A 13,018-nucleotide genomic window follows, 5' to 3' on the forward strand; every position below is an offset into this window, starting at 1 on the left:
TAACTTACAATTTTAATTGTTATTGTGGGATGGGCGTCCCGCCCGTCATGAGTGGACGGGCGGGACGCCCATCCCACAATCTTGTGGAAGTTATTTAATTCTCATTCCTAATTTAAAATTACCAGAAGAGCGATCGCTCTTCAATTCTGTACGATGCTTTGTTTGAGGGCTGCACTGAATGGGAAGTGGTTAAGATTGAGGAGCGATCGGGAATGGTGAAATTGGCTGTTGCCGAATGGGGATCTGAATCACAAACTTAGTGCCTGAGCCAGGTGTAGAAAAACACTTGATTTTACCGCGATGTTTTTCAGTAATGATTTGATAACTAATCGACATCCCCAAACCAGTACCTTTACCGATGGCTTTGGTGGTAAAAAAGGGATCAAAAATGCGCTGCTTCACTGGGTCTAGCATACCGATTCCGTTGTCAGCGATCGCCACCTCCACCCATTGATTGTCAATCGCAGAAGTCCGAATCGTAATCTGGTTCGGGGTGTCTTTAAGCTCCTGATAGGAGCGTTTAGTATTCATCTCATCTAGGGCATCCAGGGCATTGACCAATATATTCATGAATACCTGATTGAGTTGTCCGGGGTAACATTCCACCTTCGGCAAAGTGCCATAGTCTTTGATCGTTACCACGCCTGGACACTCTGGTTTATCTTTGAGCCGGTGCTGCAAAATCAGCAATGTACTTTCAATTCCCTCGTGAATATCAACATCTTTGAAGTCGGCTTCATCCATACGAGAAAAGTTTCGCAACGAGACGACAATACCGCGAATTCGCTCGGTTCCTACCCTGATAGATGAAATTATCTTTTGGATATCTTCAGTGAGGAATTCCAAATCGATTTCCTCTGCCATTGCTTGCACGTCTGGATCGTTGCTGGGATGGCGCTGTTGATAGAGTTCGATCATCTGCAGCAGATTTTGGGTATATTCGTCCAGGTGAGTAAGATTACCGTGGATGAAGTTGACCGGGTTATTGATTTCATGGGCAATTCCCGCAACCAACTGTCCCAAGCTAGACATTTTTTCGCTTTGGATCACTTGCATCTGAGCTTTTTTCAGTTCGTTTAGGGTCGTCTCCAGTTCTTTAGCTTGCGCGGTTGAGGAGATTGCTAGTTCTTCGATCGCAGCAACCTGGGGCAGACTTGTCCAGCAAGCAATTGCCACTCCCACAAATGCCAACGTCATCAACACAATAATCAGCAGATAGGGATTGTTGGTTCCGGCTTCTACCAGCAGCCAGGAGCGAATCAGCCAACTGATCGTCGCTGTACCACAAATCAGCGCAATCAAAATTGCGACCTGAAGCACCACAAAGTATTCATTTTTAGGAGGAGTTACTGGCTTGGTATGGAGTCGATCCCACCACGGTAAATGCAAAGATGCCCAAGGAATCCGCAGAATCGCAGCGTCAATCGCTATCACTGCTAATGGCAACAGCAACCCGATACCAAAATCCATCCATCCCCAGGCAAGGCCACCCACCACCAGAGAAATGAACTCAACCACCAGTAATGCTAAGGATAGTCGCCCCCAACGCACGACTGGATCGTTGCGCTGCATCCACAGCCCCAAGTGGAACCCCATGATAGAAATGAAAAAACTCACCCCTGACACCACGACAATTCGAGTGGTGTTGCCCCATACTAAAAATCCTAAACTACAGATAAAGGTTAGCAGCAGCGCGGGTTCTAGGGCACCCCGACGGGATACTGCGCCAAACACTGGAGACAACAGCCCATCCTGCGCGAGTTGAAAAAGGATGCGGGGCGTATTGCAAACGCTAGTCGCAGATCCCAACAAACAGCTAGCGGCAACCAGCAATGTGACGATGACAGGGGCAGCGTCTCCCCAGAAAGGCTTGGCAGCAACCAGGAATTTGCCGTACAAATTGCCTTCTAAACCGGCAGCGGTTGCCAACTGCACCAACACTAAAGTGCCACCCACAAACACCAGAGGCATGAACCAGGCAACCCAAGACAGGGCCTTGAGGGTGTCTTTTGGGTGGAGACTGTCTGCTACAAAGGATGAAGCTGTGTCACAGCCATAGAAGCTATAAGCTGCAAACAAGAACCATTTCAGCCAGTCATGGACACTGATGGCATCAATGCTGCTGGGCAAAAGTCCGGGGCTTTGGGGATCCAAGGCAAGCCAGCCTAAACCCTGAACGCAGAAGAGGAGTAAAAAGCCGATCGAAGGAAAGATAAAAAAGAGGTGCAGAATGGCGACGGCACGGGTGCCGCTGAATGCTAAAAAGTAAGATATCGCAGTAAAACCGATCTCAAACACTTTTTCTGGAACATTCAGCCCCATCGGTTCTAAATGAAATTGGATCAAATCTGTGATGACGATCGCATTAATGGCCGGAAAAGAAACCCACCCCAAGTAGTAGGCAATCCCCAAGTAACGGGAAAGGGCAGGGTAACGATGCAGCAGTCGCGTGATGTAATTGGGTGTTCCCCCAGATACATCTGGATATTTCTCGCCCAAACTCTGAACTTGAAGGTTAAACAGAATTCCGACCATCGCACCAGGAATCCAGACCAACAGGGATGCGGAGCCAATTTCTGCTTGCACCGACGGCGCTAAGGTAAACCACATCAGATATCCAACCACACTAAAGCCCCAAGCTTCCGCAGAGGACATGGTGCGCCGGAGGCGATTCAGAAATGGAACGCGATCTATTTCCATAACAAACAGATAGGAGTAATCTTATTGTGATCCAAGTGTAATTGCCACAATCAAGAAAAAGAACAAATACCTAGTGTTTCCTTCTAGGGATAAAAAGTGTGCGATCGATCTAATGTAGCGGTGAAAGATTGAGGCGCAATCAGTTGAGGTTATTAGCGATCGCCTGCGGGGGTGACAACCAGCCTGAAACCCAGAGGTGGTGAGGATTGAGCCAATCCGCCGATCAAAAAAGATAGGCAGCATAATTGTTACACGCTTGCCTATCCCAAAAATAATGATACCAACATTTTACCAGACTCATTTAAAAAAACAACTGACATCAGCTCAGTTTCTTGTAATGACAACTTTGCCCAGGGCGATCCAATCAGAAAAACAAGTGAGATTATAACGACAGGCACGGGTATTTCCTTACCCAATTACAACGGAAAGTCGGCGTAGAAAACTACAAATATTTCTGGATTTACCAAACTTAACTATCTCATTAATTTGGTTCCCCTTAATTACTTATTGGTTGACCACTTATTGCCCCATTGGTACTCGTTTATCAATCGCCATCGACCGCAGTCAATGGGGGTGCATAAATCTCTTTATGGTTAGCCCGATCTGGGAGCGAAGAGCAATTCCATTATACTGGTCACTGTTGCCCAAATTGGGGAACAGTAGCTTCGAGTCACAGACTACCAATTTACAGCAAGTTTTACCATTATTTTCAGAATATAAACTCATCGTTTTAGGATACCGTGAATGCAAGTTCTGTTGATTTGGCAAACTGGCTTAAGGAAAAGGGTGTGTCTTTTTGCTTAAGACTGAAAAAGAATCTTTGTATCGAAACACAACATATAGTTTGGCAACGGTTGGATGAATTAGGAATAGTACCAGGAACGTCTTTATATGTTCAAGGAAAAAAACTGAGGAAAACTCTACCTACTACCGGGTTTGAGCTTGCTTGTAAGTGGAAAAGGAACTATGGGAAATATCAAGTTAAAGAAGCCTGGTTTATTCTCACGGACTTAGGCTCATTGCGAGCAGCGCTCAATGCTTATAAGCAGCGGATGGGCATTGAAGAAATGTTCCGATACTGTAAAACAGGAGGCTACGATCTTGAAGGAACAAGCCTCAAAGGGAACCGACTTATTAACATGATTCTGCTCATGACACTGGCGTACACTTGGGCAATATTTCAAGATAATGAACTGAAAAAAAGCAGGTACAAGAATATGTATCTCGTCACACAGAACCCAAGAAAAAGTATCGCAGACGGAGTACATTTGGTGTTGGATTAGATGGAGAAAAGTGGGTTAATTATCTAGAAAAATATTCTTTGGAGGTGGAACAGTAAACGCAAGTTAACTCCTTCTAAACGCCGCTTTTATCAACAAGGTATGCGGGCTGCAACCCTTATACAGTCTATTTCGTAGACCTCTTTGTCACCCCCCAGAAATTGGCGGAGTCTCAAGAATAACAAACAGTAACAATTAAAAAGATATCCTGGCACCTTAACTCACCCTTTACCCCTTTCTCCTTTCAACCTTAAAAACATCATCAATACTTTTCCCCCCCGTTTTCTCCTCCCACCCCATCGCCATCAAAAAACTCTCAGCAGACGGAGTTTCCACCACATCAACCCCCCATTCTCCCGTTTGCAACGCCTCAGCATCGCTACTCAAAGGAGGAGTCTTCTTCAATCCCGCTAAAATCAAAATATCAGGAAAAGAATCATCGGCTTTCCCCTGACTCATCCGCTTATCCACCAAAGCTTGAGCACAAAATTCTCCCACTTGAGGCGGAGAAAAAGCATCAGTAGAAAATAAAACTTCTACCATCCAATGAGCATGATTTAATTGACGGCACTTAATCTCAGGATGTTGACTTAAACCCTCAGCAAATACCAGAGTTAATTCTTCCCTACTTAAAGTGGAAAAAATACCCTCCGGCATATCAAAATTATGAGAAAGCAACATCCGCCCCGTTCCCGATTCAGTCATACTTTTAGTTACTTAATTTGAGAAATTGCCAACTTAATCACACCTTGAATCGCCGCTTCTGATTCCTTTTCCAATGCAGCTTGTAGCGGTTCGATCGCAGCCCGATCGCCCACTTTCATCAAAGACAAAGCCGCCGCCCTGCGAGTTTCCCCATCACCGCTATCCAGCAACTCAATCAGATTAGGAATAGCCGGTTTATAAGCCAGATTTCCTAAAGCCGCCGCCGCCTCACAGCGCACATCAACATCAACATCCGTGAGAGACTTAACCAAAATCTCGAATAATTCATCCTTCGGTTCTTCCTGTGCAACCTTGGCGATCGCACCCACCACCGCACCGCGCACCACAGGCGAATCAGACGCGATCGCCCGATACAAATACTCCTTCGCCCCCGCCCCAATAAAAGCCAACGCCCAAGCCGCATGACCGATCGTACTCTCAGGCAAATCAGTTGACCCTAAAATATCCAACAAAGCCTGCACAGACGGTTCCCCAATCCTCGCCAACGCCCCAATTGACGAACCCTTAACCACCGTATCCTCATCGTTCAACAAAGCATGAATTAAATGAGGAACCGCAGTCGGATCGGCAATCAAAGTCAGAGTTTTCGCAGCAGCGCGCCGCACAACCGGATTAACATGATTAGCCAAACCATCCAACAAAAAAGGAGTCGCCGCTTCGCCAATTTCCGCCAAAGTTTCCGCGAAACGCAGTCGAGTCATCCCCCGCGTATCTCCCAAACATTCAACCAACCGCTTCAACAGATTGGAATCGTTAGCGTCGAAACTATCTAAATCTATTTGTTCAGTAACTTCCTGAAGAAAAGCATCTGTTTCAGCGTGAGCCAAGAGAATTGGATCTGCCTCCGCTTGAGCATTAGAATTGACCATCACCATCACCTAATTATTAGTAGTTAGAGCCGCCAATTGAGCGCGCAGACTATCCAGTCCAGCATCAATCTTAGCAAGTTCCGGCTCAATTTTAGCCATCGCCGCCTTCGGAGGTAATTTGGCCTTTTGTGCCGCAGTCATCGTTTCATTAACCAAACGTTCGCGATATTTCTCAAATTCAGCAATTACTTCTGCCAATTCTTCAACATTAGTCTCTGGTGAAGTAGCAACAGTTTCCTCATTATCGGATGGATTCAATTCTTCGTTTTCAGACATAGTTTTGATAGTTCAATAATTAGTCCGCGTCTGCGAACTTTGTGTGTAGATGCGATTGCAGTCGTCGGGATATTTTTTGTTTGTGTTACCGCAATTTCACTCACCAGTATATTTTGACTGTGTGTGTAGCTGCGATTGCAATAGACTGGATATTTGTGCTTTAAGGTGACAGCACACCCACCCCAGAAAATCTCAAGCGATTGTGTTCAATCATCTCTTCTAAAGCCGAGTGAGAAATACAACGACGCTCAGAACAGTATGCCATTTGTTTAACCCCATTTACCATCTGCACAGTCATCACCCGTACCCGAAAATGATCGTTAATAAACCAACAGCGTTCCTGTCCTTGATTAGTCTCATATTCCGTCTCAATAGTCAACACCCCATCATCCGCAAAATGGTAAACACCGATGACCGGAATACCTTCAACATAGCCTCGATTTCGCAGAAACTTGCCCGTTCTCGGATTAGTAGGATTAGGCACATCTAAAAGAATAGCAGCATAGTTTTGGTTCGGAACTGTATCATCTAAATTGTCCTGCCACATAAAACTGCATCCCCCACTAACTAAAGCGGGATCGACATTCTGCTCTTGACAAACATCTAAAAGTCTGCGATCGTCTATTGACAAAACTTCAACGATGACATTGGACTCTCCCGACTCATCAGCCGCAGCAGTATCAAAATTATGGACTGTTCGCTGAGTAAACCAAACGCCCTCACTCTTGCGAAAGAAATCCATCATAGTCATAGGTGGTGTTAGCAGCATTTCTGTGTCAACTTAGCGAGAGTAATCAGAGGGATTGAGACAAATCTCAATGAAAAACGGGGATTTAGGCTTTGACCTGAACTTAGCCGAACTGGGAATCAGAGCTGATTTTAGTTAAGAAAAATAAACAAACGTCAGTCTGGAATCCTTCAAATTCTAGGATAAATGACACAGGACAATTTTGAGCAACTCGATCGATAAATTTTCAGAAAAACATAATGTCACCTCGTCAACACTCATCTTTCCTCTCCGAACCCCTTTCTGCAACTGAAATCTTGGCAACCATTCAGCAAGGGAAAAGTCTAGCTCAAAGCAACATCGCGGGAATCAACCTCAGCCAGATGGATTTATCTGGTATTGATTTAAGCGGCTCAAATTTGATTGGGGCCAACCTCAGTCAAACCAATTTACAAGGGGCAAATCTCCAAGGGGTTGATTTACGAAGGGCAAATCTCAGAGATGCCAATTTGAGTGGAGCGAATTTACAAGAAAGCTATCTTTTTCGTGCAGATTTACAGGGCTGTAATTTAATTGATGCCCAGCTACAAGAGGCAAAATTAAAATTAGCTCAATATGATGCTCATACCCTTTGGCCAGAGGGTTTTAATTACAAAAATTCGGGAGCAATTGGTCCCCAAGCCAATCTTAGTGGAGCTTTTCTCAATACAGCTTACCTCAGAGGAGCAGATTTACACGGCTGTAACCTGCGAGGTGCTTATCTCAGTGGAGCCGATTTAACTGGGGCCAATTTAGAGGGAGCAGCCTTAAGTGGGGCGAGTCTTCAGAATGCCTTTCTGACTGGTGCTTATTTGCGAAATGCTATCTTAATTGGAGTCGAATTACAAGGAGCGGATTTACGAGGGGCTGACTTAACCGGGGCAAATTTAGAGCAATTAAAGAGTATTGCTGGCGCTGATTTTACCCTAGCACAAGGACTCACCCAAGAGATGAAAGCCATGCTTCGCACTCGCGATCCCAAAGAATTAGGAACTTGGAATGCTTTTACTCGTAACAATACGGCTCAGAGTCTTCGCTCTCAGCTAGGATAAATTTACACTGATTGTTGAACGTCGGGAATTTGGCGTTCTAAATCGAACAGAAAACCGTGAATATATTCCTCAGTCCACTCCTCACCATAGAACCGCATAAACATTCCTCTAGCGGGATCTTTTGCAGCACGATAATTGATATAATTCCGTTGAGCCTGAAGAATCTCAGACAACCTTTCACTATCAGTTATAGGTTGCGCTTGCTCAACCAAATCGAGATAAGCTTGAAGATAATCCTTAAAAGCTTCAAAGACCGTAGTTTGCACAGCCTCTGTTTCCTTCGGACGAGTCCAAAGAAAAGCAGGTGAAAAGAAAGGTTTTGCCTCGTCAGGAAAATCTCCTCCCCAAGGCAAATCCTTTTGATAGTTGTTAAAAATCGGCAAAATTGGATCTGAGTATTGCTTCTGATAAGCAGCATCGTGAAAAAGAGGCTGCATATCTAAAGCAATTAAATGTCCCCCCGGCAAAGTTACTAAGTCCGCCCCAAAAAAAGGCAAATCATAATTTAACTGGGGGAAAATCACAAAATTAAGTACCTGGAGAGCATCACCACCCTCAACATGGGCGGCCCGAATTTGCCGTAATTTTGAGGATTTAAAAGCATGACTTGTCGTCACAACCAACTGCTCTTTTTTCCCCTTTCCAGTTATAGCTTCCTTCCGTTCAAAACCTGCGGGAATGGGATAGGGAGCCAAGTCAAGTCGTGCTTTTAGAAGTGGGATAGCGTAATCTAAGAAAGGCTGATAAAGAGTCATTTTTAACTTATCTTACTCCCGCTGGAACTGCTAAGGGAACAGCATCTTCAAACAAAAACTCGTACAGAAATCTATCTGACCATTCATGCCCAAAATAGCTGCCGAATAGCCCTGATGCTGGATCGCGTTCCGCACTATACTGATCGTAATCTTTCTGTGCCTTCACAATCTGCTGCATCTCTTCTGGAGTGTTAAGCGGGGAGGCTTGCTCTAGCATTTGCCAATACAACTGGACATATTCTTGATAGGCTGGAAACAAACGAGTTACAACTGTTTCTGCATCTGTTTTAGCAAATAGCAAGTTATTAGAAAAATACTGATTCGCATCGTAAAACTTCATTTCTAAGTCTTGCGTTAAATCTTTGTATTTATCCTTAATTGCGCTCATTGGCCCGATATATTTGTCTATGTAGGCGCGATCGCGGAATAAAGGTTGAAAATCCAAGACAACCAAGATTTTCTTCTGTCCAAAGGCTAAAAAATCAATTCCCAGCAAAGGCAGATCGTAATTATAATTCGGATAAATGACACTATTGAAAATTTGTGCCGTTTCTCCAGCATCAATGTATGTGTAACGAATCTTTCGCAATTCGGGACATTGATAGCACCAACTTTGAATCGTGGCAGGATTTTTGCCTCTTTCACTCACCACCGATTCCAACCCAGAGGGAATGGGACGACTCTCTAGAGCAAAACGTCCAAACAGTTCTTTTTCTAAGAATTCCTGAAACGGCTTAAACATAGATTAAAATCTAGCTCCTTCAATCTTTCCCTCAAAACAAGATCATAAGGGATTACCTTAAATCTTGTCTCTGTATTTGACAAACAAAGTAATATTTCGTTACAAAAATCTGTTGTACACTCAGGATTTCCCAGAAAAGCCCTGTACCAACCATCATTTAACGGCTGCATTTGTAATAAATCTTAACTCCTTCGCTCATAATTTTAGTCTATCCTAGTAAATTAAGTTAGTGTAATTTAATAAATATGCAATTAAGTGAAAGAGCCAAACAATTAATTCCTCAAGCGAGAATTGTCAGTTTTGCAACTTGGAAAAATTTATATTCAGATGAAGTAATTGCCATTTTTCAAGATGCTGACAATCAAAGTCGATATCTCACAGATGAGGATTTAGAACGCATTGAAAATATTCACCCTCATCTCTCTTTAATGCTAGAAAAAGCCAGATTATTGCGAGATCGAGCTCCTGATATTGTTGCTGATGCGAGGAAAAAGGTATTAGCGGACTTTCCCGATATCACTGAGCCTGGTAATGACCTTTATCCTCCCGAACGTGCTGAAGCCTGTTGGCGAGATTTTTGGCAGTTCCTACGGTGTATCACCTATGGAATTGCAGGTAACAATCCTCAATTTACTAGCCCAGAAGGACTCAAAAATATGGAGCTACTGTATCAAGAATTGCGGGTTCCTGTTTCGGCGATGCTTTGTGGACTAGAACAGTTGAAAAAAGTTAGCTTGCAGCATTTTAATTCTGAAGACCGGGATTTATTAAGTATCTCTTTTGACCATTTAATCAGTGGGTTAAAAACTTTTAGTCCAGCTTAATCAACTTCCTTACTATTTATTGTCTAAAGCAGATTTTCTAAAGCAGCAACAACTCGATGATTTGAGTCTTGCCGAAGTTGACCTAAAATTTCCTTAGCCTGCGGAGCATCAAAATTCTGCAAAGCAGATGCGACGTGCTGACGCATACGTTCATACTCAGAATTAGCCAGCATTAATAACTGAGAAAGTGCAGCCTGTTCCTGATTAGTTCCGGCTAATGTACCAAGTGCATCCACAGCCGCTTCCTGGGTGCTCCTATCTTCGCCAGCTAAGGCTTCCATACAGACCTCAAAGAGTTCGCTTTCGCACTTCATATCAACCAAAACAGCCAGAATACTACGACGAACTAACCAGTGGTCATCCTGAAAAAAAGTCGAGACTAAATGAGATGCAGCACATCGACCAAAAAGCGAAAGAGAATTAGCAGCCTCAGCTCGCACATTCGGCGTATTATCAAATTTCATGATTTGGAGCAATGCGGCGAAGGATTCAGCGGTTTGTTGTGTCCCAAATGCTCTGCTGACAAAGGAACGTACTAAGAACTCCGGGTCATCGAGTTTGCCCTTGAGCAAGGGAACGGCAATCTCTGGTTGATAATCCTTGAGAGCCGCGACTGCCTTGAGTCGATACTGAAAATCAGGATTGTTCAGAGAGGTTTCGATTTCGTGAATATCCATAACTACAACAAAGTATAATTTTTCTTTATTTTAACCAAAAAGTTCCTAATTATGCAAATAACCAAAGATATTTTAATAATTAATAACCTTGGCGGTTGTTATAGCTAAGCTCTTTGATCGAATCGAGTCTGAAAACAGCCGTACTTGAACCAATATTGCCGCAGTTCATGATGAGGTGTATGCAAACTGGCTTTAGCCTGATAGAGAATCACTTGTCGATGATTTCCCATCCAAAGTCGTTTGGCTGGTTCAACAGAAATTAAGCACCCTCCTAGACTGTTAACACATTCCTCAAATCGCTCAACTGCTGGATAGTCTAAAGTTTCAAAAACTAGCAATTGACCGCAAAAAATTAGGTGACGACTTCTGATCCAAGCCTGAATTTTTTTACAAGCTATTGGGGGTAGCATTTTTCAGATCCTCAGCTTGAAAACTGAGTGATTTATTTTTATTTTCAAGTGTTACATAGAAGAAAAAGAGCGAATAATAAACTCGCTCTATAGAAAGCAGGAGATACCAAACTTCAATGAAGACAAAGGTGAAGTCTAGGTAAATTTAGCCAACTTCAGTAATACTGAGAATTTTTCCTCCCATTTTCTGAATATTTTTAATTTGCTTAGACATTTGAGCATAGCTGACTTCATAGCTGATATTGCTCACTCTGACCTTAGCACCACCAGACTTAGCAGCAGTAATCCGAAAACGTTTACCAGTTGTGCTAGAGGCTCCACTGTTAGCAACGCTAGAAAGTTTGATTTTCTGAGGCAGATTGCTCGCAACCGTAGCAATTAATTGAGCTTGATTACTGCTATCGCTAGTAGCTGATCCTCCCAGCAAAGACAGCATCCGATTAAACCCGACATTCTTGATACCAGTTTGGCTACTAATGCTCCGAGGATAAGGTACAATATTCTCGCCAAAGTTCTGGGTATACTCGTCACTATCGATATAAGAATCGATTTCGGCTTCATAGCCTTGACCGTTACAAATTTGGACGTGATCAGAAATCTCCTTCTGTTCTAAAGGAGCGCGACCCAGTAAATGCTTGCAGTTTAACTCGATGAACCGATAGGCAGAATTGGTGTTAAAAAATAGAGACTGATACAGGTCTGATTTTGCCACTTGTCTGACAAATTCACGCACCGTAATATCACCATTGCGAAGCAAAGATTCAGCACTGGTGAGACGCTGACTTTCCATCAGGTGAGCATTTCCTAACACCTGTCGGTAAGCAGCACGAATGACGACTTGTAAATCGTCTTCCGTTGCATTGGATCGCAGTTCTACTGGGTCACTGACGAAAGCTGCTGTTAAACTGGACATTATTTTTTCCTAACGTTAATTAAAGTTTGATTGAGAGTGTAAAAAAAAGTTACTGTTGGTTGAAATAGCTTGACAGAGGCGAACACATCTTTTATTTAGGCACTGAAAAACTATCTGTTTCTATCGTTATCGCTTTCAGAATTGCGAGGGTGATAAGAGAAAAATCGCGATTGTTTCCGAGAGGGTAGAGAAGCAAATCTTTACTTCTCTACCCGCTAATCACTCTATGCCTCAAGCAACTTCTGTGATGCTGACAATTTTGCCACCTGCACGATGAATGCGCTGAATTTGCGGAGTCATATTCCCACCGGATACAAGATATTCAGTGTTACTTAGTCGGCGAGGACTGTCAAATTTAGACCCCTTAACTAAAATCTTGAATGTCTTTTCGGTGGCATCTTTGTAAGCACTGAGCCGACCGCCTGTTGTGGGTAAAGTAATCTTGTTACCGCTATTGCCAGCCACAAAATCTACTAAGCGAGAAGCGGTAAAAGCACTATCAACTCCTGCATAACCTTGATACAGGGAAAGGGTACGATTGTAGCCGACTTGCTTTTGTCCGACTTGACTTTTTGCCCCTTGATAATAAGGGACTGTATTCTCGCCAAATTTTTCTTGATATTCTGGACTATCGAGATAAGAATCAATTTCGGCATCGTAGCCTTCTTGGGTACACCGACAAATATGCTCAGAAAGTTCTTCTTGAGCTAAAGGAGCGCGACCCAACAAATGTTTGAAGTTTAGCTCGACAAAGCGGTATGGAGCGCAGGATTCAAAATACCGACTGCGATAAAAGTCAGATTTAGCCACAGCGCGGACAAATTCTCGTACCGTTATCGTGCCATCGCACAACTTGGATTCTGCAATCGTCAGGCGTTCACTTTCCATGACATGGGGATTGCCCAATACTTGCTTGTAAACAGCGCGAATTACCGCCTGTTTATCATCGGAGCTGCTGGTAGGCCAAAGTTCTACTGGCGCATCTAAAACGACACTCATTGACTTTCTCCTAAGAATAAATAACGCTT

Annotated in this window: 14 protein-coding genes; 3 read left to right on the forward strand and 11 right to left on the reverse strand. The window is 43.5% G+C overall.

Translation table 11 applies throughout. The features are described from left to right. Nucleotides 1-189: 189 nt before the first annotated feature. Nucleotides 190-2,700: an ATP-binding protein gene (locus tag QT973_RS17510; RefSeq protein ID WP_333391814.1), complete on the reverse strand. Its 2,511-nt coding sequence runs from the start codon at nucleotides 2,698-2,700 to the stop codon at nucleotides 190-192. A gap of 740 nt (nucleotides 2,701-3,440) precedes the next feature. Here QT973_RS17510 and QT973_RS17515 point away from each other — a divergent pair. Beyond that, complete coding sequence (locus tag QT973_RS17515; RefSeq protein WP_333208003.1) at nucleotides 3,441-3,983, forward strand: transposase; 543 nt, start codon at nucleotides 3,441-3,443, stop codon at nucleotides 3,981-3,983. Nucleotides 3,984-4,208: 225 nt separating this feature from the next. Here QT973_RS17515 and QT973_RS17520 read toward each other — a convergent pair whose 3' ends face one another. The 4 genes from QT973_RS17520 to QT973_RS17535 all read right to left on the reverse strand — a co-directional run bounded on the left by QT973_RS17520 (nucleotide 4,209) and on the right by QT973_RS17535 (nucleotide 6,620). Continuing rightward, nucleotides 4,209-4,685, reverse strand: a complete 477-nt coding sequence (locus tag QT973_RS17520; RefSeq protein WP_333208001.1) for a DUF2656 domain-containing protein — start codon at nucleotides 4,683-4,685, stop codon at nucleotides 4,209-4,211. Nucleotides 4,686-4,693: 8 nt separating this feature from the next. Further along, on the reverse strand, nucleotides 4,694-5,575 hold the full coding sequence (locus tag QT973_RS17525) for a HEAT repeat domain-containing protein (RefSeq protein WP_333273906.1): 882 nt from the start codon (nucleotides 5,573-5,575) through the stop codon (nucleotides 4,694-4,696). A gap of 9 nt (nucleotides 5,576-5,584) precedes the next feature. Then, entirely contained in the window at nucleotides 5,585-5,851 is a 267-nt protein-coding gene (locus QT973_RS17530) for a hypothetical protein (RefSeq protein ID WP_333207998.1), read from the reverse strand. Nucleotides 5,852-6,011: 160 nt separating this feature from the next. Beyond that, nucleotides 6,012-6,620, reverse strand: coding sequence for a phycobiliprotein lyase (locus QT973_RS17535; RefSeq protein ID WP_333240919.1), 609 nt, complete (start codon nucleotides 6,618-6,620; stop codon nucleotides 6,012-6,014). Nucleotides 6,621-6,838: 218 nt separating this feature from the next. Here QT973_RS17535 and QT973_RS17540 point away from each other — a divergent pair, with 218 nt between their 5' ends. Then, complete coding sequence (locus tag QT973_RS17540) at nucleotides 6,839-7,669, forward strand: pentapeptide repeat-containing protein (protein WP_333264702.1); 831 nt, start codon at nucleotides 6,839-6,841, stop codon at nucleotides 7,667-7,669. A 2-nt stretch (nucleotides 7,670-7,671) separates the two neighbouring features. Here the strand turns inward: QT973_RS17540 and QT973_RS17545 are convergent, their stop codons facing one another. After that, nucleotides 7,672-8,424 (reverse strand): phycoerythrobilin:ferredoxin oxidoreductase, encoded by a 753-nt coding sequence (locus QT973_RS17545; protein WP_333207993.1) that lies wholly within the window; start codon nucleotides 8,422-8,424, stop codon nucleotides 7,672-7,674. A gap of 7 nt (nucleotides 8,425-8,431) precedes the next feature. Beyond that, complete coding sequence (locus QT973_RS17550) at nucleotides 8,432-9,166, reverse strand: 15,16-dihydrobiliverdin:ferredoxin oxidoreductase (RefSeq protein WP_333207991.1); 735 nt, start codon at nucleotides 9,164-9,166, stop codon at nucleotides 8,432-8,434. Between the two features lie 245 nt (nucleotides 9,167-9,411). Here QT973_RS17550 and QT973_RS17555 point away from each other — a divergent pair, with 245 nt between their 5' ends. Next, nucleotides 9,412-9,990 carry a phycobilisome protein gene (locus QT973_RS17555; RefSeq protein ID WP_333207990.1) on the forward strand — a complete coding sequence of 193 codons (579 nt, stop codon included), beginning with the start codon at nucleotides 9,412-9,414 and terminating at the stop codon, nucleotides 9,988-9,990. Nucleotides 9,991-10,013: 23 nt separating this feature from the next. On the opposite strand, the gene QT973_RS17560 is transcribed toward QT973_RS17555, so the two are convergent. The 4 genes from QT973_RS17560 to QT973_RS17575 all read right to left on the reverse strand — a co-directional run bounded on the left by QT973_RS17560 (nucleotide 10,014) and on the right by QT973_RS17575 (nucleotide 12,989). After that, nucleotides 10,014-10,667: a HEAT repeat domain-containing protein gene (locus QT973_RS17560; RefSeq protein WP_333391817.1), complete on the reverse strand. Its 654-nt coding sequence runs from the start codon at nucleotides 10,665-10,667 to the stop codon at nucleotides 10,014-10,016. A gap of 104 nt (nucleotides 10,668-10,771) precedes the next feature. Continuing rightward, complete coding sequence (locus QT973_RS17565; RefSeq protein ID WP_015174910.1) at nucleotides 10,772-11,077, reverse strand: hypothetical protein; 306 nt, start codon at nucleotides 11,075-11,077, stop codon at nucleotides 10,772-10,774. Between the two features lie 145 nt (nucleotides 11,078-11,222). Then, the gene (locus QT973_RS17570; RefSeq protein ID WP_333391819.1) at nucleotides 11,223-11,990 is read right to left on the reverse strand and encodes a phycobilisome rod-core linker polypeptide; all 768 of its coding nucleotides are present in this window, start codon (nucleotides 11,988-11,990) and stop codon (nucleotides 11,223-11,225) included. 231 nt (nucleotides 11,991-12,221) lie between these two features. After that, nucleotides 12,222-12,989, reverse strand: a complete 768-nt coding sequence (locus QT973_RS17575; RefSeq protein ID WP_333292605.1) for a phycobilisome rod-core linker polypeptide — start codon at nucleotides 12,987-12,989, stop codon at nucleotides 12,222-12,224. Nucleotides 12,990-13,018 lie beyond the last annotated feature (29 nt).

The sequence above is a fragment of the Microcoleus sp. Z1_A1 genome (assembly GCF_036700305.1).
Classification (GTDB): domain Bacteria; phylum Cyanobacteriota; class Cyanobacteriia; order Cyanobacteriales; family Microcoleaceae; genus Microcoleus.

Bases quoted from the DNA above. Each gene is read 5' to 3' on its own strand.
- QT973_RS17550 (WP_333207991.1), bottom strand. From the start codon at position 9,166: ATGTTTAAGCCGTTTCAGGAATTCTTAGAAAAAGAACTGTTTGGACGT.
- QT973_RS17530 (WP_333207998.1), bottom strand. From the start codon at position 5,851: ATGTCTGAAAACGAAGAATTGAATCCATCCGATAATGAGGAAACTGTT.
- QT973_RS17520 (WP_333208001.1), bottom strand. From the start codon at position 4,685: ATGACTGAATCGGGAACGGGGCGGATGTTGCTTTCTCATAATTTTGAT.
- QT973_RS17535 (WP_333240919.1), bottom strand. From the start codon at position 6,620: ATGCTGCTAACACCACCTATGACTATGATGGATTTCTTTCGCAAGAGT.
- QT973_RS17540 (WP_333264702.1), top strand. From the start codon at position 6,839: ATGTCACCTCGTCAACACTCATCTTTCCTCTCCGAACCCCTTTCTGCA.
- QT973_RS17565 (WP_015174910.1), bottom strand. From the start codon at position 11,077: ATGCTACCCCCAATAGCTTGTAAAAAAATTCAGGCTTGGATCAGAAGT.
- QT973_RS17560 (WP_333391817.1), bottom strand. From the start codon at position 10,667: ATGGATATTCACGAAATCGAAACCTCTCTGAACAATCCTGATTTTCAG.
- QT973_RS17510 (WP_333391814.1), bottom strand. From the start codon at position 2,700: ATGGAAATAGATCGCGTTCCATTTCTGAATCGCCTCCGGCGCACCATG.
- QT973_RS17525 (WP_333273906.1), bottom strand. From the start codon at position 5,575: ATGGTCAATTCTAATGCTCAAGCGGAGGCAGATCCAATTCTCTTGGCT.
- QT973_RS17570 (WP_333391819.1), bottom strand. From the start codon at position 11,990: ATGTCCAGTTTAACAGCAGCTTTCGTCAGTGACCCAGTAGAACTGCGA.
- QT973_RS17575 (WP_333292605.1), bottom strand. From the start codon at position 12,989: ATGAGTGTCGTTTTAGATGCGCCAGTAGAACTTTGGCCTACCAGCAGC.
- QT973_RS17555 (WP_333207990.1), top strand. From the start codon at position 9,412: ATGCAATTAAGTGAAAGAGCCAAACAATTAATTCCTCAAGCGAGAATT.
- QT973_RS17545 (WP_333207993.1), bottom strand. From the start codon at position 8,424: ATGACTCTTTATCAGCCTTTCTTAGATTACGCTATCCCACTTCTAAAA.